Genomic DNA, 20,894 nt, shown 5'->3' on the forward strand with positions numbered 1-20,894 from the left:
GCGGATCACGGTCGACTGTACCGTCGCGGCCACTCACTATCTACCCTGCGGAAAGGGTGACACCACCCGGTTGCGGCGGTATGGTCCCAAGTGCGGTGGCGCCGAGCGGTGAGTGGGGGACGTATGGACTTCGGCCATACGCCGGAAGAGGCTGATTTCCGCGATCATGTCCGTGATCATTTACGCGGCATGGTGTCCGATGCGGAAATGTCCGGCGCCGACGAGCGGCCGCTCTACCGGCGGCTGGGCGCTGCCGGGCTGCTCGGTGTGGCGTGGCCGGTGGAATACGGTGGTCAGGGCCGCTCCACGGTTTTCCAGTCCATTGTCAGCGAGGAGATCGTCCGGGCGGGAATACCGGACGCGCTATTCGTCAACGGAATCCTGACCGTTGGACGGCTGGTGCTCAACGCGGGCACCCCGGCGCAGAGATCCCGGCTGCTGCCCGGCCTCGCGAGCGGCGAGATATTCGCCGGAGTCCTCTACACCGAACCGGAGGCGGGGTCCGATCTGGCGGCGCTGAGTACCACGGCGATTCCGGTGAAGGACGGATTCGTGTTGTCCGGGACGAAAGTGTTCGGCCTGAAGTCCGGAATCGCCGACGTCGGACTGTGCGCGGCGCGCGTTCCCGGCCGGGGCGGATATGCGGAGATCACGCTCTTCCTCGTCGACATGCGGGCTGAAGGCGTGCACATCACGGCTCTGGACGGACTGCCTGAAGAGCGATTCCACGTGGTCGAGCTCGACGACGTGCGGGTGACGCCGGACGATGTCGTCGGCGGCCTGGGCAACGGATGGTCGATGGTGCTCGAGGCACTGCCCTACGAACGGATCGGTTTCGATTTCTCGATACGCGCCGAGCGGTGGTACGGCCTGGTGAGGCAGACCGGTGACGACCCGGCCGATACCGTCACGTCAGCCCGCTATGCGGCCAGAGTCGAGGCGGCCCGGCTGTTGTCGTGGAAAGCCTCGGCTGCCGTCGATTCCGTGTCCACAAGCGTGGCGAAATGGTATGGCAGTGAACTGGCGGCGGAACTCGCGGGCTGGGCGGTACGAAAGCACGCCCCGGATATCCCGGCGGAGGTGGAGCGGGCATACCGGGAGGCGCCCGGACTGACCCTGTCCGGCGGTACGTCGGAGATGATGCTGCAGACGCTGGCCCAGCACCTGCCGGACACCGTGGACCGGGTGGGCTGACATGCGCCTGGAATACGACGAGAACCAGCGTGACCTCGCCCGTGCGCTGCGCGCCAAGCTGGCCGGGACCGACCCCGACGACGTCCGCGACTGCCTGGCTGAGCTGGACGTCTACGCCATCGAGACCTCGCTCCGCCTGGGCCTGGGCCTGGGCGTGGTCGTCTGCGAGGAACTCGGCCGCCACGCCGCCCGCGACGACTACCGGGAGAGGACCGGCGGCGATCGGACCGGGGAATGGCTCCGGCAGGCCGCGTACCTGCTCGGACTGGCCGCGGGTGCGCACCGGCTGGCGGTGCGTCGCGCGTTCCGGCGCAGGCAGTTCGGCCAGGCCCTCGCGGACCGGCAGGCCATCGCGTTCCCCTTGGCGGCTCAGTTCGCGCAGTTGGAGGCGGTCCGGCTGCTCGTGCACCGCGCGGCCTGGCTGGCCGATCACGGTGAGGACGCTGGACAGGCGGCCGCCCGGGCGTTGGCCTACGCCGCCGAGCAAGCCTTGGAGGTCACCGCGTGGGCCGTACACGTGCACGGTGCGTACGGTCTGACCAGGCATGCCCCGGTGCATCGGTATTACGAACTGGCATTACAGGAGGCCACGCATTACGGCGACCCAGCGCGGCTATGGCAGATCGCAGGGCCCTGACAGGAGGCGAGGATGCGTGTAGCCATAGTGACCGGCGCCGGCCGCGGTATCGGCGCCGCCACCGCGTCACGTCTGTCCGCTCACGGCCTGGCCGTGGCCGTCCTGGACCGTGACAAGCCCGCGAGCGAACGAACGGCCACGGACATCGCCTCTTCCGGCGGGACAGCGGTCGCCATCGCCGCCGATGTCGCGAATCCGGCGCAGGTCAAGGACGCGGTCGCGCTCGTCGCCGAGCAGTTGGGACCGCCGCTCGTGCTGGTCAACAACGCGGGCGTGACCAGCGACCGGCCGCTGGCGGAGATGACGGAGGACGACTGGGACCTGGTGCTGGGTGTCAACCTGCGCGCGCACTTCCTGATGTGCCGCGCCGTCCTGCCGCACATGCGGCGCGAGGGCTGGGGCCGGATCGTGAACGTGTCCAGCATGGCCGCGAACGGCACCGCCAACCAGGCCAACTACTGTGCGGCCAAGGCAGGCGTACAGGGCCTGACCCGTGCCCTGGCCGTCGAGCTGGGCCCCGAGGGGATCACCGTGAACGCCGTGGCGCCCGGCTACATCGCCACGGAGATGACCGAGACCAGCGCGGGCAAAGCCGGTTTCGCCCGCGCACAGCGCGTGGTGGCCGCGCAGACGCCGATGCGCCGGGTGGGTACGCCGGCCGACGTCGCCGAGACCATCGCGTTCCTGGCCGATGTGGACTCCGGGTTCATCACCGGTCAGGTCGTGCCTGTGACAGGTGGCCTGATGGTCTGAACTCTGATCACCTGCGGGTGACGGCCGTCGGGAGGTGCAGGAAGCCGCGCGCCTCGGCCGCGGCGACGCGGCGTAGGCCGCTGGTGTCGATGTCGTAGTCGCTGAACCTGCTGACGAGTTCGCGCAGGGCGACGCGGGCCTGCAGGCGAGCGAGACGGACGCCGAGGCAGCGGTGCCTGCCGGTACCGAAGGTCACCTTCGCCGGCGACAGGCGGGTCACGTCGTACCGGTCCGGATCGGCGAAGACGTCCGGATCCCGGTTGGCCGAGCCGGGCAGCATCAGGACCTTGGCACCCGCGGGGATGACCACGCCGTGCCGCTCGATGTCGACCACCGCCATGCGGGCGGCGAATTGGTTCGGGGTGTCGAAGCGCAGTGTCTCCTCGACCCATCCGGAAATGTTTCCCGCGAACGCGAGCTCACGTTGCGACGGATGACGCCACGCCCAGTACCACGCGTTTCCGAGCAGCTGGATCACAGTGTCGTTGCCCGCCGCCGTCAGCAGGTTCAGAAAACCGACGATCTCCTCGGGGCTGACCTTCTGGCCGGGTCCGGAGATGGCCAGCAGGTGGGAGACCAGATCGTCGGCGGGCGCTCGGCCACGAATCTCGATCAGGCCGCCGAAGTACTCCATCAACGCGAGCGTCGCCTCGATCGCGGCGATCGGGGCGTCGTGGGTCCCGTTCTCCCTCTCCACGACCTTGTCGGCCAGTTCCTGGATCAGCCCGTGATCATTTTCCGGTACGCCGATCAACAGGCACAGGACTCTCATCGGGAAGCGGTCGACGAAATCGGCCACGAAATCGAACCGATCGGGAACCTCGTCGAGCAGGTCACGGACCATCCGGCCGACGGCCGGTTCGAGAGACGCTATCCGCCTGCTGCCGAAAAACGTCGTCACCGCCGAGCGGACACGCGTGTGCATGGGCGGGTCCATGGCGAGAACCGACGCGTACTTGTACGCGTTCGGTCCCCAGCTGGCCGGTTCGATGCTGTTTCCGTTCGCGTTGGAAAAACGGTCGCCGTCGAGCAGGAAAGCCGTCACGTCCGCGTGCCGCGACACCGCCCAGAAGTCCAGTTGCGAGTTGTGGTACACCGGCGCGGCTGCCCGCAGCCGCGCGTAAACCGGGTAGGGATCCGCACGCACGTTCTCGTCATAGGGATCGTAGTGGACTTTCTCGGCGATCCTCATGTGTCCTCACTCTATGCGAACGATATTCCTGCGACAAGCGTTCCCTGATACGCTCTTGGAATGGGGTCACCAGCACTTTCCGGACGCACCGCACTGGTCACCGGCGGGTCCCGCGGAATAGGCCGCGCGGTGGTCGAACGGCTCGCCGCCGACGGCGCGGCAGTGGCATTCAGCTACCGGCAGAGCGAGGACACCGCGATACTCCTCGCCAACGAACTGTCCACCGCGGGGACACCCGTGCGCGCCATCAGGGCCGATATGGTCTCGGTGGCGGATGTGCGCAGGATGTTCGCCGAGGCGGTCGAATTCCTCGGTGGTCTCGATATCGTCGTCAACAACGCAGGAGAAACTCTGGTGTCGGCCATCGGCGACACCACGGAAGAGGATTTCGACCGGGTGATGGCGGTGAACGTGAAGGCGACGTTCTTCGCCATGCAGGAGGCGTCCCGCAAGCTGCGCCGCGGCGGCCGGATCATCAACGTGTCCTCTGCCAACACGGTGCTGCACGCGCCGGGGATCGCCGTCTACGCCGCGTCGAAGGCCGCGATCGAGCAGTTCACCCTGGTGGCCGCGCGTGAACTGGGCATCCGCCAGATCACGGTGAACACCGTGTCGCCCGGTCCGGTCGACACGGACATGCTGCGCCAGTCACAGCCGCCGGAGGCGCTCGACATGGCGGCGGCGATGACTCCTTTGCGGCGACTGGGAAAACCGGACGACATCGCGGACGTGATCGCGTTCCTCGCCGGGCCGGGCGCGCGGTGGCTGACCGGCCAGAACCTGCGTGCCGCGGGTGGATTGGCGTGATGCTCCGATGACCGAGCAGCGAACCGCGATCGTCACCGGCGCCGCGAGGGGAATCGGTGCGGCGACGGCCTTGAGGCTCGCCGCCCGCGGCGATCGGGTCGCCGTGATCGATGTGGACGGTGAGGGGTGCGAGCGCACGGCCGGCCGAATCACGACCGAGGGCGGTACAGGACTGGCCGTGCGAACGGATGTGGCGGTCCAGGAGGAGGTCCGCGCCGCGGTCGACGAGGTCGCCGACCGGCTCGGCCCGCCCGCGATCCTGGTCAACAACGCCGGAATCGTGCGCGACCACCTGCTCGAGGACATCTCCCGCGCGGACTGGGACGCGGTGCTCGACGTCAACCTGCGCGGTGCTTTCCTGATGTGCCAAGCGGTCGCGCCCCACATGGTGCGGCAGGGATGGGGCCGGATCGTGAACCTGTCGAGCACATCGGCCAACGGCAGCAGGGAACAGGCCAACTACGCGTCCGCCAAAGCCGGTGTGCAGGGCCTGACCCGGACGCTGGCGATCGAACTGGGCCCTGCCGGGATCACTGTGAACGCGATCGCGCCGGGGTACATCATCAGCGACATGACCGCGGCGACCGCCGCCCGGCTCGGGGTGGACTTCGGTGAGTTCCAGAAGATCGTCGCGGCGCAGACGCCCGTGCGCCGCGTCGGCACACCGCACGACATCGCGCACACGGTGGCGTTCCTGACCAGCGAGGGGGCCGGGTTCGTCACCGGTCAGGTCGTGTACGTCACCGGCGGTGTCGTGCGCTGAACCGTCTGGCGGGGTGGCCATGTCAGCCCGCCAGTGCGCCGGTTTCGGCGAGCAGCAGCGGGGTCCACTCGGGCAGCATCTCCCGCAGGTGCAACGTCATGCCCTGGCAGTAGGAGATGTTCTCCTCAAGGGTGCGGTGCCGCAGGTAGGGCAGTTTGCGCCGGGCCGGGTGGCGCAACAGCACGGGGCCGTCCAGCCGCTGGCCCGCCATGTCCAATTCGGACAGCAACGTCGTGGCACGCGGCGGGGCGGTCACCTGGAAGGCGTTGCCACGGTAAGGTTCCACCGTGATCCGCTCGAACGGGTAATCGGGCAGGCGGGCGCGCTCGGAGTAGATGTACGGCCGGGCGAGCAGATCCAGTTCGAACATCGTACGCGCGTCCGGATCGCTCCAGAAGGGCTGGCCCGCGACGAAGTCGGCCAGCAGGCCGTCGAACTCGGCGCGGTTCGCGTGCAACGTCAGGTGCGCCAGCCGACCGGCGTTGAGCAGGTAGTAGTTGCCCAGCCCGGCAACGGACTCGGCCAGGAACCGGCAGATCTCGGAGTCGTCGCGGCGCTTGAAGTACGCCACTGCCTCGGCGTACAGGTCACCGAAGGCGAGCTGCCCGGTCCGGTCGAGGTGGTTGGCCAGGTAGTACAGGCCGCGCAGGTTGTACAGGCTCTGCATGGCGTAGTAGAGCCAGACTCCCTCGTCGTAGTCCTGCTCGGTGACCCAGTTGGTGGCGACCACGACCTCGGCCTCAGCCACCTCGTCGGGAACCCTGCGAACCCGCACGCCGAGCACCTCACGGCTGTTGTAGATCGGCGTGTTGTGCAGCAGCAGCTGTGGATAGACCAGGATGGTGTCGGCCTGCGAGCGGCACAGCTCGGTCAGCCCGTTCTTGAACGTCTCGGTCGTCTCACCCGGCAACGGCCAGATCATCTCGATGTACGAGCTGATCTTCTGTTCCCGCAGGGTGCGCTGCAGCGCGGTGTACGTCTCCGCGCGGATGTTGCTGCGGTCGATCAGCCGCAACACGTCGGAATCCATGGACTGCAGCGAGATCGGCTGACTGGTCAGCAGGCCGCCGTCGACGAGGATCCTGGTGATGTCGGCGACCCGGTCCGGCTTGTTCTTCGCCGCGTTCATCGAGATCACTTGCGGGTACCCGGTTCTGTTGCTGCACTCCACCATGTGCCGGGTGAAGTCCACGTCCCTCGGCGCCATGCCCCAGTTGGCGTCGGCCAGGAAGATCGTGGTGAACTCGTTCTCGCTCATCCAGGTGATGTCCGCCAGCACCCGGTCGGTCTCGAACCGGTTCACCTTCGAGTTGGTCGCCGCGCCCCAGAAACAGAAGCCGCAGTTGTACGGGCAACCGCGATTGGTCTCCAGGATGGCGAACGTGTACTTGCCCTTCTCGAAGTAACCCGCGGTGAACGGCGACGGGATCTCGGTCAGATCCTTGATCCGTTCCGGCCGTTCGGTGGTGACCAGATCGCCGTCGCGCCAGAAGCTGATGCCCTGCACCTGTGCGAAATCCGGCTCGCCGGTCAGCAGCTGGCGCAGGTACTGGTGAAAACTTCGTTCGCCTTCTCCGTTGCACACCACGATGTTCGTGCGCTCCGGTGGCACGTAACTGCTCGCGTGGCTCATCACCTGCGGCCCGCCGAGGATGAACTGCGCGTCCGGGAGTGCCGAGCCCAACCGGGCGAGGATCCAGCGCACCAGCTCCATGTTCCAGACGTAGCAACTCAACGCGTACACGTCACTGGCACGGCTTTCCAGTTCCGCGGCGACCACCTCGCGGTCAGCGGTCACGGGCGCGTCGTAGATGTCGAGCTCGAAAGCGGCCTCGATGTCCGGGTCCTTGCTGGCGTAGCTCTTCAGGTAGGCGGAGGCGAGCGGGATTATCTTGTCGAACGCGGTGAGTTCGACGAGAGTGACGTTCTTCATCGTTCGCGGATCCCCCATTCAGCCCGACGACGTCACCGCGCCGCATACCGGCAGGCCTTGCATCCGACCGTCCCAGCATGCACGTTCCCGCACCGCTTGTGAAGGGTGCACGACCAATGCGGCCGAAGGGTGGCGAAGCAACCGTGATCGTGCGATGGTGGATACCTGGTGGGTGTGCGCACACGGCTGGGGGAAGCGAGGCCGGGACGTGGGTGGTTCTGGGTCGGCGGCAGCGGAGGCGGAATTCGGCCCGGTCATGTCACTCCAGCGGATGGTGAGCATCCCGTCGCCCACCGGTGGTGAGGGTGAGCTGGCCGATTACCTCGTGGGTACCGCCCGTCGGCTCGGGCTCGCGGCGTGGCGCGACGAGGTGGGCAATTTCGTCGCGGAGAGAACTCCTGGCGGGACAACAAGATCGGCAGCGGGTGCGGGGAGTCCGACGGTCCTGTTGCTGGGACACATGGACACGGTGCCCGGCATGCTCCCGGTCCGGCTGCGTGACGGCGTGCTGCACGGACGCGGTGCCGTGGACGCCAAAGGCCCGCTCGCCGCGATGATCTGGGCCGCGGCCAAGCATTCCAACCGGACTGCTCGCGTCCGCGTCGTCGGCGCGGTCGGCGAGGAGGGCGATTCGCCCGGCGCCCGGCACCTGCTGGCCGAAGACCGCCCGGACGCGGTGGTCATCGGCGAGCCCAGCGGCGTGGGCAACGTTGTGCTGGGCTACAAGGGAGTGATCTGGTTCAAGCTGGAGATCACCAGGCCCGCAAGGCATTCCAGCAGGCCGGAGCCGAAGGCCGTTGAGGTGGCGGTGGAATTCGCCCACGACGTGCGTGCGTACGTGACGGCACACGCGGCCGGTGACCGGATGTTCGACCGGCCGATCGCGACGGTGACCGAGCTGACCGGCACCAGCACCGGCGCACGGGTGGTGCTGGGCTGCCGGACCCCGATCGGCTTTGACAGCAAGGCTTTCCGCACCTGGTTGCGGGATCGGGCCGGTGACGACGAGCTGACCGTGATCGAGGAGGTGCCCGCGGTCCTTTCGTCGCGCACCGACCCGATGGTCGCGGCGTTGTCCCAGGCCGTCGGCCGGTTCGTCGGCAGGCCGACGGCCAAGGTAAAGCTCGGCACGTCGGACATGAACGTGGTGGGTCCGGTGTGGTCGGTGCCGATCGCGGCGTACGGCCCCGGTGATTCCCGGCTCGATCACACCGACGAGGAACGCATCGAGGTGGCCGAGTTCCTCACGTCGATCGACGTGCTCAGCCATGCGCTGGACCTGGTCTCGGAGACACTCGCCCGCAGGCACGCGGCGGTGCGGCCATGTTGAGCGTGCTGTTGTCACGCCTCCGCGTCGAGGAGAAGGCGCTGCTCGAGGAACTCGACCGCAGGCACGTCGCCTACGAAGTGCTGGACACCCGCACCCTGGCTTTCCGGCTGGACGAGCTGGATCTGCCGTATCAGGGAGCGTTGTGCCGCGAGGTGTCGCACCACCGTGCCCACTACGCGGCTCGTCTGTTGGAACACGCGGGTGTTCCCGTGGTCAACAGCGCGGCGGCGATCGCGCTGTGCGGCGACAAACTGCTGACCACGCTCGCACTCCGGCGGGCCGGGCTGCCGACGCCACGCACGCTCGTCACGCTGACCGCCGAGGCCGCGATCGGCGAGCTGCCGTCCTTCGGCTATCCGGCTGTGGTGAAACCCGTGGTCGGCTCGTGGGGCCGGCTCGCCGCGCGGCTCTCGGACGACGAGGCGGCGCAAGGGGTGCTGGAACACCGCGCCGCCCTGCCTGGGGCACACCAGCACATCACATACATCCAGCAGTTCGTCGGCCGCCCGGGCAGGGACATCCGCGGGCTGGTCGCGGGCGAGGAGGTGCTCGGTGCGGTCTACCGCACGGCCACGCACTGGCGGACGAACACCGCGCGCGACGCGGTGACGTCGTTGTGCCCGGTGGACGCCGACCTGGAAAAGATCCTGTTGGACACCGCCGCCGCGGTCGGGCCAGGGGTTTACGGCATCGACGTGCTGGAGGACGCCGACGGGGCGTTGTACGTCAACGAGGTGAACCACACGCCCGAGTTCCACGGTGCGGCGGAGGTACTCGGCACCGGCCTGGCTGACCGGTACGTCAACTACGTCCTGGACCAGGTGAAGTCATGACCGGCAAGCTGGCGATGTTCGGCGGGACGCGGACGGTCACCCTCGACGAGGCGGACCGCAAGCTCCTCGCATGGCCGATCGTCACCGACGCCGAACGAACGGCGATCCTGGACGTGCTGGAGCACGGCGGTTTCACATCGGTCGGTGCCGGTGCGGCGGTCGTGCGGGAGCTGGAGGCGAGGTGGGCGGCGTACACCGGGACCCGCCACTGCGCGGCGGTGTCGAACGGGACGACAGCGATCGAGCTGGCCATCGCCGCGGCCGGGCTGGACCCGGGCGCGGAGATCGTGGTGCCCGCACTGTCCTTCATCGCCACCGCCACCGCGCCGCTGCGGCACCGGATCAAACCGGTGTTCGCGGACATCGACCCGCGGAAGTTCACCCTCGCCCCGGCTGCCGCCGAGACCGCCATAACGCCGCGGACACAGGCCATCCTCGCGGTCCACCTGCACGGACTGCCCTGTGACATGACCGAGCTGCGTGCCCTTGCCGACAGGCACGGGCTGAGGCTCGTCGAGGACGCCGCGCAGGCCCACGGTGCCACGTACCGAGGGCGGCAGGCAGGTGCGCTCGGCGATATCGCGGCGTTCAGCCTGAACGTGTCCAAGAACCTGCCGACCTGTGGTGAGGGTGGGCTGGTCACCACCGACGACGCCGACATGCACGACCAGGTCGTGCTCCGCCGCCAGTTCGGCGAACGCGTCCCCGACAAGGGCGAACGGCCCTACGTGTCGGAAGTGGTCGCGGGCAACGCGAAGCTCAGCTCGATGCAGGCCGCGTTCACCCGCTGCCAGCTCGACCGGCTGGCCGAGTGGGTCGCCGAACGCGAGCGCAACGTCAGCGGCCTGCTGGCCGGACTGGCGGACCTGCCTGGACTGGTGCTGCCCTGGACTCCGCCGGACCGGACGCACGCCTGGCACATGCTGCGCTTCCGGTTCGACGTGGCCGCGATGGGCATGCCGGATGTGGCCCCGGGCGCCGCCCGATCGCTCCTGCAGCGTGCCCTGCGTGCCGAAGGTGTTCCGTTGCAGCGCTACCAGTCGATGCCGTTGCCCGCCCAGCCCGCCCTGCGAGCGGGAAAGTACGACCCGCGAGAGCACCCGGTCACCGCCGCGGTCCTCGACGATTCGCTGACGCTGCAACGCTGGCACCTCAACCCGGCGAGTGAGCCGGTTCTGCGTCGATGCGTGGAGGCCTTCCACAAGGTATGGGCGAACCTCGATGTGCTCGCTCCCGTCGCCAGGCAGGCGTCATGAACGACGTCAAAGCCCGTGCGTACCGGGCACGGGAGACGATCCTGGCGATCGGCGCGACCGAACACGGCACGCACGTCGGTGGCAGTCTGTCCGCAGTGGACATTCTCACCGTGCTGTACTCGGACATCCTGCGCGTGCGCCCGGACCAACCGGACTGGCCCGACCGGGACTGGTTCGTGCTGAGCAAAGGCCACGCCAGTGCTGCGTTGTACGCGGTGTTGTCCGAACACGGCTACTTTCCGCCCGAGGAGTGCGAGGCCTACGGCAGGCACGGTGGCAGGCTGGCCGGACATCCGTTGCGGAGACTCCCCGGCGTCGAATTCCCCACGGGGTCCCTGGGGCATGGCTTGTCACTCGCCGCGGGTGTCGCGCTCGGCGCTCGGCGCACCGGCCGGCCGTGCCGTGCGTTCGTCCTGCTCGGTGACGGTGAACTACAGGAGGGATCGAACTGGGAGGCGATCATGTCCGCGCCGCGGTTCGGCCTGGACAACCTGGTCGCCGTGGTCGATCGCAACGGCTGGCAGATCACCGGCCGTACCGAGGACTGCGTGCCGCTCGAGCCGCTCGCGCAACGTTGGCGCAGCTTCGGCTGGGAATGCGTGGAAGTCGACGGTCATGATCTCGGCGCGCTGCGCCAGGCGTTCGCCACCGTGCCACGGAGCGAGGGCCGGCCGACCGTGGTCATCGCCAGAACGACAAAAGGGCGTGGTGTCCCGATCTTCGAGGACCGCCGCAAGAGCCATTACGTCAAGCTGACCGCGCGGCTCTACGAACGCGCGATCGCCGGACTGCGCCGGAGCCGGCCGTGACGTGGGCCGAGCGATACGCGGGCAGCACACGTGAGGTGTATCGCCGCACGCTGCTCGAACTGGCGTGCGCGGACTCGCGGATCTACTGCGTGGACTCCGACATGGGCGGTTTCGAGGACGACTTCGGCGAGCAGCTGCCGCGGCAGTACGCGAACGTGGGCATCGCCGAGGCGAACATGATCGGGATGTCGGCCGGGCTGGCCGCGGCCGGGCTGATCCCGTTCGCCAACACCATGAGCGCCTTCGCGACCGCGCGCGCCGCCGAGCAACTGAGGCTGGACGTGGCGGGCAACGACCTGCCAGTCCGGATCGTGGCCAGCCACGGCGGACTCTCGGCCGGGCACTACGGGCCGTCCCACCACTCGCTGGCGGATCTGGCCGTGCTGCGGACGATGCCGCACCTGACCGTGCTCGTGCCGGCCGACACCGTCGAGACCGAGTACGCGATCCGGGCCGCGGCTGTCGCGCCCGGCCCGGTCTTCGTCCGGCTGGGCCGTTCCGAGACGCCATTGGTGTACCAGAAGCCGTACGAGTTCACTGTGGGCAAGGCGGTCGAGCTGGCAGCCGGCAACGCTGTCACGATCATCGCCACCGGCCCGCTCCCGGTGAACATGTCCCTCACCGCGAGTGCCCTCCTCGAACCGGAGGGCATCGCGGCACGCGTGCTGAACATGCACACGATCCAGCCCATCGACCACGCCGCCGTCGTTCGCGCGGCGCGCCAGACCGCCGGGATCGTGACGGTCGAGGACCACGTGGTGTCCGGCGGGCTCGGGGCGGCGGTCTGCGAGATCGTCTGTGCCGAACACCCGTGCCGGGTCACCAGGATGGGCTCGGCCACGGCGTACGTCGACGAAGTCGGCAGCGAACGCGAACTGCTGGTGGCGGCCGGGGTCTCGCCGGAGCGGATCGCCGCGGCCGCGGCAGAGCTCGCCAACCCGCGATGGAGAAGGGAGACGGCCTGATGGCGTTGAGTTGCCCCGAATGCGAGAGCGAGGTCTCGCCGCCTGAACCCGTTCGTCAGCACGAAGTCCTGGAGTGCCCCGACTGCCGGGCCGAACTGGAGGTGATCGCGGTCGAGCCGGTGGTGCTCGCGCTCGCACCGGAGATCGAGGAGGACTGGGGCGAGTAGTGACAGGCATCCGGGCCGGAATCCTCGGCGCTTCCGGGTACATCGGCGGGGAACTGCTCCGGGTGCTGCTCGGGCACCCACGGGTCGCCGCCGTCGTACCGGTGTCCCGGCGGTTGGCGGGCCGCAGGGTGGACGGCGTGCACCCGAACCTGCGTGGCACCACCGAGCTGGTCTTCCGGTCCATGGACGACGTGTCGCCCTGCGACGTGTTGTTCCTGGCCACGCCGCACACGCAGACCATGGACATGGTGCCGGGATTGCGATCCGTCGCGCCCTGCCTGATCGATCTCAGCGCGGACTTCCGGCTGCGGGATCCAGTTGTGTACGAACGGTACTACGGCACCGTGCACACGAACCCCAGCCTGTTAGCGGATTTCGTACCCGGGCTGCCTGAGCTCTATCGCGAACAACTCGAGGAGGCGGACCTCATCAGCGTGCCTGGGTGCATGGCGACCGCGGCGATCCTCGCCCTGTACCCGCTTTCGGCGGACGGGCTGCTCGACGGAGCCGTGTGGGTGGACGGCCGGATCGGGTCCAGTGGCGCGGGTTCGGCTGCGACCTCGACGAACTTGCACGCGGAGCGCAGCGGCGCGATGCGGGTGTTCGCTCCGGCCGGGCACCGGCATGAGGCGGAGGTCAGACAGGCGACCGGCCTGGAGATCACCATGAGTGCGACGGGAATGCCCGAGGTGCGCGGCGCTCAGGTGGTGTGCCGTGGACGACTGTCCACGCCGCTGCGGGAACCGGAGTTGCGCCGTATCCATCGCGAACACTACGCGGACGAGCCGTTCGTCCGTATCGTGGCTCAGCGCCGTGGGTTGTACCGGCTGCCGGAACCCAAGGTCATGCACGGCTCGAACTTCTGCGACGTCGGATTCGCCCTGGGGGACGACCGGGATGTCGTCCTGGTGGCCGCACTGGACAACCTGGTGAAAGGAGCGGCGGGAAACGCCGTGCAGTGCCTGAACATCCGGATGGGCTGGCCGGAGCGGCTGGGCCTGGCGTTCCCGGGGCTGCACCCGTGATGGTGCCCATGACTGTGGTGGTGAAAATCGGCGGCCGCGGCGGCATCGATGTGCCGTCGCTCTGCGCGGACATCGCCGGGCTGACCGCACGAGGGACGCACGTCGTGCTCGTGCACGGCGGATCGGGTGCAATGGAGGAGCTCGCTGAGCGCCTCGGTGTCGGGCTACGCGACCTGGTCGCACCCGACGGCGTCGTCACCCGCCGGACCGACGAAGCCACATTGGACACGTTGACGCTGGCGCTGGCCGGGCGCGTGAAACCCGCACTGCTGACCGAGCTGGCTCGGCATGGCGTGCGCGCGATCGGGCTGACCGGCATCGACGGCGGCCTGCTGCGTGCGCGACGCAGGAAGGCTATCCGGTCGGTGGAAGACGGCCGGACCGTCGTGGTCCGAGATGACCACAGTGGACGTATCGAGTCGGTGGACACCAGTCTGCTGCGTGGCCTGCTCGGCCTCGGGCTCGCGCCGGTGGTGTCACCGCCCGCGCTGACCGAGGACGGGAATCCGGTCAACGTCAACGCCGACCGGGTGGCCGGTGCGGTCGCGGTCGCCATGGGCGCGGACCGCCTGGTGTTCCTCACCGATGTACCCGGCGTGCTGGCGGACGGGGCCGTTGTCCGTGAACTCCGGTTGCCGGGCACGGGGATCACTGGCGGAATGGGCATCAAGCTCGTCGCCGCGGGACAGGCACTGGCCGGTGGCGTATCACGGGTGTACATCGCCGGTGGCGGTGGGAAAAAGCCGATCTCGTTGGCCCTCGCCGGAAAGACCGGCACCAGGGTCCTGACCGAGGAGGAGGCAGGATGCGCTGTGGAGTGAGCGTTCCGACCTTCGGTGAGTTCGCCGACGTGCATGTGCTCACCGAGCTGGCGGTCGAGGCCGAACGAGCGGGGTGGGACGGATTCTTCCTCTGGGACCACGTGGCGTGGCCGTGGGTCGACGAACTGGTCGACCCGTGGATCGCGATGACCGCCGTGGCCCTGAGCACCGAGCGAATCCGGTTCGGGCCGGTCGTCACCCCGTTGTCGCGTCGCAGGCCCGCCAAGGTGGCCAGGGAGACAGTCACGCTGGACCGGTTGTCGGGCGGCCGGTTCACGCTCGGTGTGGGCTCCGGCGCGTTCGCGAAGGAGTTCGACGACCTGGGCGAGCCGGGAACCGACGCGCGTACCCGCGCCGCGCTGCTCGACGAGTCACTGCGGGTCCTGACCGCGCTGTGGTCGGGGGAGAAGGTCAGCTTCACCGGGACGCACCACCAGATCCGGGACACCCGGTTCGTGCCCACACCGGTGCAGCAGCCCAGGATCCCGGTCTGGGTCGGCGGCCAGTGGGCGTTGCCCGGACCGCTGGCCAGGGCCCTGAACTGGGACGGGTACGTGCCGCTCAAGGCCGAACCGGTGCCCTTCACGCCCGCCGAGGTCGCCGAGATCGCCGAGCGGCTGGACATCACCAGCCGCACGGGTTACGACCTGGTCATCTGCGGTGCGGGCGGCGACGTCGCGGGTTACGTCGAAGCGGGCGCCACCTGGTGGGTCGACACCGTGCCTGCGTGGGACCCGTCGTTGCCCGCCATCCGCGAGCGTGTCGTCGCGGGCCCGCCTATCGATCGTCCAGGGTCACCAGGCTGAGGATCTGCTTTTCCTCACGGAAGAGCAGGTGTTGCTCGTCGAACTGGGCCAGCCGCGCCAGCACGTCGTCGGCGGGCAGGTTGAGTTCGGCGGGCAGCCGCTCAGGCTGTACGGGCGAGGACAGCCTGCGCAGCAACACCCGTGCGGTCTCGTCCAGCGTGACCCGCCGTTCGTCGCCCCACCGGGTGTCAAGAACCTCCTCGCCCCGCAAGGACAGCGTAGGCCTGCGCCGGTCCCATGCGTCGCGCCACCGGGTGATCGACGCGTTCAGCACCGGCAGCCACTTCGCCGCGTTGAGCGTGTAGGGCGCGAGCTTCTGGTCGGTGAAGAAGTACGCGAGGTGTTCGATCGCGGCTTCGTCGAACGGGTACACCAGCTCGTAGAACGGCAAGGGCCGCAAGTCGAGCCCGTATTCGCCGCGTTCGGTGTGGTACGGGCTGTACCGGTCGAACCGCACCATGTGCGCACCGGTCGGCGGCGGCAGGTGGGTCAGCAGCGGGATGTCCCGCGCGTACTTCTCGTACACGCTCTCGTGTTCCTTCGGAAAGCCCACCAGCAGGTTCCAGTCCGGGCTGATCGAGTGCCGCAGGCAGCTCTTGAGGAACTGCAAGTTCAGGAACGCGGTCGTGCCTTTGCGCATCAGTTTGAGCGTGTCGGTGGACAGCGCCTCGATGCCCGGCTGGACACGCCGGACGTTGGCGCGGGCCATCGCCGCCATGTCCTTGTCCGCGACCGGCACCTTGATCTCGTAGAACACCGTGACGCCGTCGGGCGCGTCCAGGTGGGCGAACACATCGCGCGGGTAGGACTTCGGCATGATGTTGTCCGTGCAGGCGAAGCTCTTGCACCACGGCGTGTACTCGAACAGCCGTCGGAACTGGCGCAGTGCCGTTTCGGCGGACATCGAGCGGTAGCCCATGCCGAGTCCGTTGAGGCCGCAGAACGTGCAGTGCGAGCGCTGGCCCCACCAGCATCCGCGGGAGGTCTCGAAGAACAGCGTCGGCTCGGTCCGTGCCGCCTGCTCGCCGAGTTGCTCCCGCCGGGCGGTGAACGCGGTGACGAAGCTGCTGAAGTCGGGTTCGAAGAAGTCCTCGATGTCCCGGTCCCGGCCGACCGCTTGGCCGTAACGGGCCTGCGTGTAGTTGCGCGCCGTCACCACACCGGGCAGGGTGTGCGCCTTCTCCGGCGTGTCGTCGACTAGGCACCGCAGGAACTCGGGGAACGTGTGCAGCGCCGGGCCGGAGAACGTGTAGTCCACAGTGGGCACATGCGCGGCGATGACTGTCCCCATGGGAGCTTCGCAGTTGGCACCGCCTATCACGGTGACCGCGCCGGGGTTGCGGTCCTTGACGACTCGTGCGATCGCGATGCTCGGCACGTTCTGCGCGAACATCGAGGTGAACCCGACCACGTCGGCGCCGGCCAGGTCGTAGCGGTCGACCAGCTCACCGCAGTAGTCAGCGAGGCCTGCCCGCAGTTCGGTGATCCGCACGCGGAAGTCCCGCCACCTGCGCCCGCGGTAGTAGCGGCGGAAGTACTCGTCGGCGTTGTCAGCCGACTCCGGGAACGCCACCTGCCGGAACAGCCACTCACCCACACCGGACAGCAGGTGCTCCAGATCGCCCGCGATGGCCTCGTACGTCTCGACACCGCAGTACTCGACGAAGTCGATGTTCAGGTTGTGCACCTCGGCTCGCGCCGCGCCCGCGAACTCCCGGCTGACCAGTGCCGAGAGCTGGCTCAGCGCGAACGAGGGCCGGTTCCAGTCGGCGAACGGCATGTTGACGAACGCGACCCTGAGCATGGGGTCAGCCTCCTTCAGCGAATTCGGCACACGCGCGCACAGTGGCGAGGCGGTACAGGTCGCGGACCGAGATGGCGATTCCCCGCTCAGTCAGCTCCGCGACCACCCGCAGCGCGATCAGGGAGTCACCGCCGATCTCGAAGAAGTCGTCGTCCAGACCGATGTCGTCGATCTCGAGGATCTCCCGCCACACCGACGCGATCCTCTCCTGCACCGGGGTGAACGCTGTCTCCGGGGCGGAGTGGTGTACCGGCGGCGGCTGCGGCAGCCTGGCGCGGTCGACCTTGCCGCTCGGGGTGAGCGGGAGTTCGCCGAGCACCACGACCGTCGCCGGGACCATGTAGGCCGGAAGGCGTTCCCTCAGGTGGTCGAGCAGTTCTTCGCGCCGCGGCGAGTGGGTGCCTGCGGGGACCACGTAGCCGACCAGCTCCGGCTCAGCTGCGTGGTGCAAGACGACAACCGCCGACCGGACGGTTTCGTGCGCCCGCAGAACCGTCTCGATCTCGCCGGGCTCGATCCGGAAGCCACGCAGTTTCACCTGGTCGTCACCGCGACCGAGGAACTCCAGTGCGCCGTCCGGCGCCAGCCTGCGCACGATGTCCCCGGTCCGGTACAGCCGGGCACCAGGCCGGAACGGGCTCGCCACGAACCTTTCCGCGGTCAGCGCGGGGTTGCCGAGGTACCCTCTGGCCACTCCCGCTCCGCCGATGTACAGCTCTCCTTGCGCGCCAAGGGGGACCGGGCGCAGCCGGCGGTCGAGGACGTACACCTGGACACCGTCGAGCGGGTGGCCGATGGGCACCCGGCCGAACGGGCTCCGCCGCAACGCCGGGCCCGCGGTCGCGGCCACCGTGCATTCCGTTGGGCCGTAACAGTTCAACGTGACCAGATCGGCGTCGCGCGTCCGCTTGACGCGGTCGGCGTCGAGCTGGTCACCGCCGAGGTTCAGGTGTCGTGTGCGCGACAGCGCGGAGCGGTCGTGGTCCGACAGCGCGGCGAACAGGCCGGGAGTGAGCAACAGTGCGGACGCCGCTGAGGCCAGCCGGTGGTAGTCGGCCGGATCCAGCCGATCATGCCTTTCCGGCAACACGATTTGCGCGCCCGCGCACAACGTGCTCCACAACTCGTAGACAGACGCGTCGAATGCCGGTGACGAGTGCAGACCCACTGTGTCGTGTGGACTGGGCGACATGGGTTGGTTGGGAGAGACGAAGTTCGTCACGCTCGCGTGCGTGATCATCACACCTTTGGGGCGGCCGGTCGAGCCGGACGTGTAGGTGACGTAAGCCAGGTTGTCCGGCCGCATCGGGACATCCGGCCGGTCTTGCGGCCAGTCGTGGTACGGCGAGACCTCACGCAACACCACCGCGGGCTGTGCGTCGTCGATGATCTGGCGGATTCGCTCGGCTGGGAACAACTGGTCGATCGGCAGGTAAGCGCCGCCCGCCTTCAACACGCCCACAAGCGTGACGATGGTCTCGATACGGCGCGGCAGGACCACGCCGACGACACGGTCCGGCCCGATTCCCTTGTCCCGCAACATCCACGCGACCTGGTTCGCCTTCGCGTCCAGTTCGCCGTAGGTCAACAGGTCGGCGCCCTGCCGCACGGCGATCGCGTCCGGTGTGCGGTCGGCGTGCCGCTCGATCAGTCTGTGCACCAGGTCATCGGGAGCGGCGGGCCGTGATTCCCGGTCCGGCTCGGCCATCATCCGCAGGTCGGCGATTCGGGCGCCCGGCCGGACGGCGTCGGCCAGTAGGTTCACCAGGTTCCCGGCGAGCCGTTCGATCGTGGCCGCGTCGAACACCTCCGAGCGGTATTCGACGAAACCCGTGATGCCGGGGCCGGTGTCGTGGAACAGCACGTTGAGGTCGAGCGCGGCGGTGCGCCCGTCCGGCAGGTCGAGCGCGGCCGCCGGGACGCCGGGGAAGTCCACATCGGACTCGGGAATGGTCTGCACGGAGAACATGGCCTGGAAGACCGGGTGCGCGCTGAGGTCTCGGCGCGGGGCCACCGCACGGATCAGCCGGTCGAACGGGAGTTCCTGGTGAGCCATGGCCTCCAGGGTCGCCCTCCGGGCCTGCCCGACCAGGTCGTCCACGGTCTCGTCGTCGCGTACCCGCAGTCGCAGGGGTAGGGGGTTGACCAGGTGGCCGACCAGATCGGCCGCTTCCGGCCACTGCCGGTTGGCCAACGGCACGCCGACGATCACGTCATCGTCACCGCTGTAGCGGCTGAGCAGGCAGGCGAACACCGACAGCAGCGCCACGAACGTGGTCGTCCGGTTCCGGGAGGCCAAGTCCCGTACGCCTTGGACGAGTCCGGGTGGCAGGGTGAAGTGGGTGCAGGCGCCGGAGTAGTCCCGGACCGGTGGCCGTGGCCGGTCCAGTGGCAAGGCGGGTTCGGGCAACGGTCCGGCGAGCTGCCGGCGCCAGTACGCCAGCAGCCGGTCGAGTTCCTTGCCTTGCAGAAAATCCTGTTGGCGGGCCGCGAATTCGGTGTAGGACAGGGGCAACGGATCGAACGCCGGCCCGCCCGATCGCGCGGCCTGGTAGGCGGAGCCGATGTCCCGCCACAGCACCGACATCCCCCAGCCGTCGACCACGATGTGGTGCAAGGTCAACAGGAACCAGTGCTCACGGTCGTCGAGCGTGAGCAGCAACACTCGCCACAGCGGGGCCCGCGCCAGGTCGAACGGCTTGTTCTGGGCCTCGGCCAGCAGGTGCCGGGCCTCGGTGGGGCGACCACGCAGCTCGGCGTGGCACCAGTCCACGTCGATCCGGTCGTGCACGACTTGCACCGGCTGACCGTTGACGAGCTCGAACGAGGCCCGCAGCGGCTCGTGCCGGTCGGTGACCGCGGCAAGTGCCGCGCGGAGGGCGCTGACGTCCAGGTCGCCGAGCAGCCGCAGGCCACTGGCCACTGTGTACGTCGCGCCCGTCGAGTAGAGGTTCTCCTCGGCGAACAGCCGTTGCTGCGCTGGTGAAAGCCCGGCACGCCGGACACCGGCGATCATCGGACGCTCACCTCTCCCGAGTGCAGGCCCAGTCGCCGGCACACCACCTCGGCGATGGCATCCGCCTGGGTGGCGAGGTAGAAGTGCTCGCCGGGAAGGCGGTGGACCTCCAGGTCCGCGGTCGTGGCCGTGGCCCAGTTCGCGAGATTCCGCCCGGCCAGCAACGGATCGTCGGTTCCGCCGAACACGGTGATCGGGGCTCGGACCCGAATGCCGTCCAGCGGCGCGTTGCGCACCACCCGCAGGTCGGAACGCAGGATGCCAAGGAACATCGCGCGCAGTTCGGCGTCACCGAGCATCTCGCGCGCGGAGGCGTCCAGCAACGCGACGGAATCCAACAACGCCTCGTCGGTGGCGGCGTAGGTCACCGCGAAGGGCGATCCCATCGAGATCCTGTTGCCGGGACCCGGGTGTCCGGACACGAACAGGTGCCGCACCGGGACGTCGTGCCGGTCGAGCGACTGGCAGACCCTGGTCGCCAGGATGGCGCCCATGCTGTGCCCGAACAGCGCGATGTCCGGCAGTTCGGCGTTCATGACCGCTTCGGTGATCTGGCCGACCAGTTCGTCGAGATCGGTGACCAGCGGTTCGAGGATGCGGTTTTCCCTGCCGGGCAACTGAACCGGCAGCACGTCGACGTAGTCGTTGAGCGCGGCGAGCCAGGACCGGTACTTCGACGCCGTGCCACCCGCGTGGGGCAGGCAGACGAGCTGTACCGGGTGCCGACGCCTGGCCGGGTTACCGAAGATCCATTTGCCACGCATGGCCATCTGCCATCCCCCA

General features: G+C 68.6%; 19 protein-coding genes. 14 read left to right on the top strand and 5 right to left on the bottom strand.

The annotated features are described in order from the left end of the window. Nucleotides 1-123 precede the first annotated feature (123 nt). From GC106_RS44620 to GC106_RS44630, 3 genes are read left to right on the top strand one after another with little or no spacing between them, the layout of a single operon-like run. On the top strand, nt 124-1,194 hold the full coding sequence (locus GC106_RS44620; RefSeq protein ID WP_173142270.1) for an acyl-CoA dehydrogenase family protein: 1,071 nt from the start codon (nt 124-126) through the stop codon (nt 1,192-1,194). Nucleotide 1,195: 1 nt separating this feature from the next. Then, entirely contained in the window at nt 1,196-1,831 is a 636-nt protein-coding gene (locus tag GC106_RS44625) for an acyl-CoA dehydrogenase family protein (RefSeq protein ID WP_173142271.1), read from the top strand. Nucleotides 1,832-1,843: 12 nt separating this feature from the next. Next, complete coding sequence (locus tag GC106_RS44630) at nt 1,844-2,584, top strand: SDR family NAD(P)-dependent oxidoreductase (protein ID WP_173142272.1); 741 nt, start codon at nt 1,844-1,846, stop codon at nt 2,582-2,584. A 7-nt stretch (nt 2,585-2,591) separates the two neighbouring features. On the opposite strand, the gene GC106_RS44635 is transcribed toward GC106_RS44630, so the two are convergent. Continuing rightward, nucleotides 2,592-3,776, bottom strand: coding sequence for a cytochrome P450 (locus tag GC106_RS44635; RefSeq protein WP_173142273.1), 1,185 nt, complete (start codon nt 3,774-3,776; stop codon nt 2,592-2,594). Between the two features lie 60 nt (nt 3,777-3,836). Between GC106_RS44635 and GC106_RS44640 the strand changes: the two genes are divergently transcribed. Continuing rightward, nucleotides 3,837-4,583 (top strand): SDR family oxidoreductase, encoded by a 747-nt coding sequence (locus tag GC106_RS44640; protein WP_173142274.1) that lies wholly within the window; start codon nt 3,837-3,839, stop codon nt 4,581-4,583. Nucleotides 4,584-4,590: 7 nt separating this feature from the next. Further along, entirely contained in the window at nt 4,591-5,346 is a 756-nt protein-coding gene (locus GC106_RS44645; protein ID WP_173142275.1) for an SDR family NAD(P)-dependent oxidoreductase, read from the top strand. A gap of 22 nt (nt 5,347-5,368) precedes the next feature. Here GC106_RS44645 and GC106_RS44650 read toward each other — a convergent pair whose 3' ends face one another. Continuing rightward, a complete protein-coding gene (locus GC106_RS44650; protein WP_173142276.1) occupies nt 5,369-7,279 on the bottom strand; it encodes a hypothetical protein in 1,911 nt (636 codons plus the stop codon). Nucleotides 7,280-7,487: 208 nt separating this feature from the next. Between GC106_RS44650 and GC106_RS44655 the strand changes: the two genes are divergently transcribed. The 9 genes from GC106_RS44655 to GC106_RS44695 are packed head-to-tail and all read left to right on the top strand — an operon-like array spanning nt 7,488 to nt 15,291. Further along, nucleotides 7,488-8,609 (top strand): M20/M25/M40 family metallo-hydrolase, encoded by a 1,122-nt coding sequence (locus GC106_RS44655; RefSeq protein WP_173142277.1) that lies wholly within the window; start codon nt 7,488-7,490, stop codon nt 8,607-8,609. Continuing rightward, on the top strand, nt 8,603-9,442 hold the full coding sequence (lysX, locus tag GC106_RS44660) for a lysine biosynthesis protein LysX (protein WP_173142278.1): 840 nt from the start codon (nt 8,603-8,605) through the stop codon (nt 9,440-9,442). Before GC106_RS44655 ends, lysX begins: the two co-directional genes overlap by 7 nt. Beyond that, nucleotides 9,439-10,698 (top strand): DegT/DnrJ/EryC1/StrS family aminotransferase, encoded by a 1,260-nt coding sequence (locus tag GC106_RS44665; protein WP_173142279.1) that lies wholly within the window; start codon nt 9,439-9,441, stop codon nt 10,696-10,698. Before lysX ends, GC106_RS44665 begins: the two co-directional genes overlap by 4 nt. Beyond that, on the top strand, nt 10,695-11,507 hold the full coding sequence (locus GC106_RS44670; protein WP_173142280.1) for a transketolase: 813 nt from the start codon (nt 10,695-10,697) through the stop codon (nt 11,505-11,507). The genes GC106_RS44665 and GC106_RS44670 overlap by 4 nt, the downstream gene beginning before the upstream one ends. After that, entirely contained in the window at nt 11,504-12,472 is a 969-nt protein-coding gene (locus tag GC106_RS49625) for a transketolase family protein (protein ID WP_173142281.1), read from the top strand. Before GC106_RS44670 ends, GC106_RS49625 begins: the two co-directional genes overlap by 4 nt. Next, entirely contained in the window at nt 12,472-12,639 is a 168-nt protein-coding gene (locus GC106_RS44680; RefSeq protein ID WP_173142282.1) for a lysine biosynthesis protein LysW, read from the top strand. Before GC106_RS49625 ends, GC106_RS44680 begins: the two co-directional genes overlap by 1 nt. Next, nucleotides 12,639-13,664: an N-acetyl-gamma-glutamyl-phosphate reductase gene (argC, locus tag GC106_RS44685; protein WP_312873408.1), complete on the top strand. Its 1,026-nt coding sequence runs from the start codon at nt 12,639-12,641 to the stop codon at nt 13,662-13,664. The genes GC106_RS44680 and argC overlap by 1 nt, the downstream gene beginning before the upstream one ends. Nucleotides 13,665-13,672: 8 nt before the next feature. Further along, a complete protein-coding gene (gene argB / locus GC106_RS44690; protein ID WP_246368247.1) occupies nt 13,673-14,485 on the top strand; it encodes an acetylglutamate kinase in 813 nt (270 codons plus the stop codon). Next, nucleotides 14,482-15,291 (top strand): LLM class flavin-dependent oxidoreductase, encoded by an 810-nt coding sequence (locus GC106_RS44695; RefSeq protein WP_217281750.1) that lies wholly within the window; start codon nt 14,482-14,484, stop codon nt 15,289-15,291. Before argB ends, GC106_RS44695 begins: the two co-directional genes overlap by 4 nt. Here GC106_RS44695 and GC106_RS44700 read toward each other — a convergent pair. The 3 genes from GC106_RS44700 to GC106_RS44710 are packed head-to-tail and all read right to left on the bottom strand — an operon-like array spanning nt 15,263 to nt 20,881. Beyond that, nucleotides 15,263-17,095, bottom strand: a complete 1,833-nt coding sequence (locus GC106_RS44700) for a RiPP maturation radical SAM C-methyltransferase (protein WP_173142285.1) — start codon at nt 17,093-17,095, stop codon at nt 15,263-15,265. The genes GC106_RS44695 and GC106_RS44700 overlap by 29 nt on opposite strands. 4 nt (nt 17,096-17,099) lie before the next feature. Then, the gene (locus GC106_RS44705; protein ID WP_173142286.1) at nt 17,100-20,111 is read right to left on the bottom strand and encodes a non-ribosomal peptide synthetase; all 3,012 of its coding nucleotides are present in this window, start codon (nt 20,109-20,111) and stop codon (nt 17,100-17,102) included. After that, entirely contained in the window at nt 20,108-20,881 is a 774-nt protein-coding gene (locus tag GC106_RS44710; protein WP_173142287.1) for a thioesterase II family protein, read from the bottom strand. The genes GC106_RS44705 and GC106_RS44710 overlap by 4 nt, the downstream gene beginning before the upstream one ends. Nucleotides 20,882-20,894 lie beyond the last annotated feature (13 nt).

The organism is Kibdelosporangium persicum, assembly GCF_013280595.1.
Taxonomy (GTDB): Bacteria; Actinomycetota; Actinomycetes; order Mycobacteriales; family Pseudonocardiaceae; genus Kibdelosporangium; species Kibdelosporangium persicum.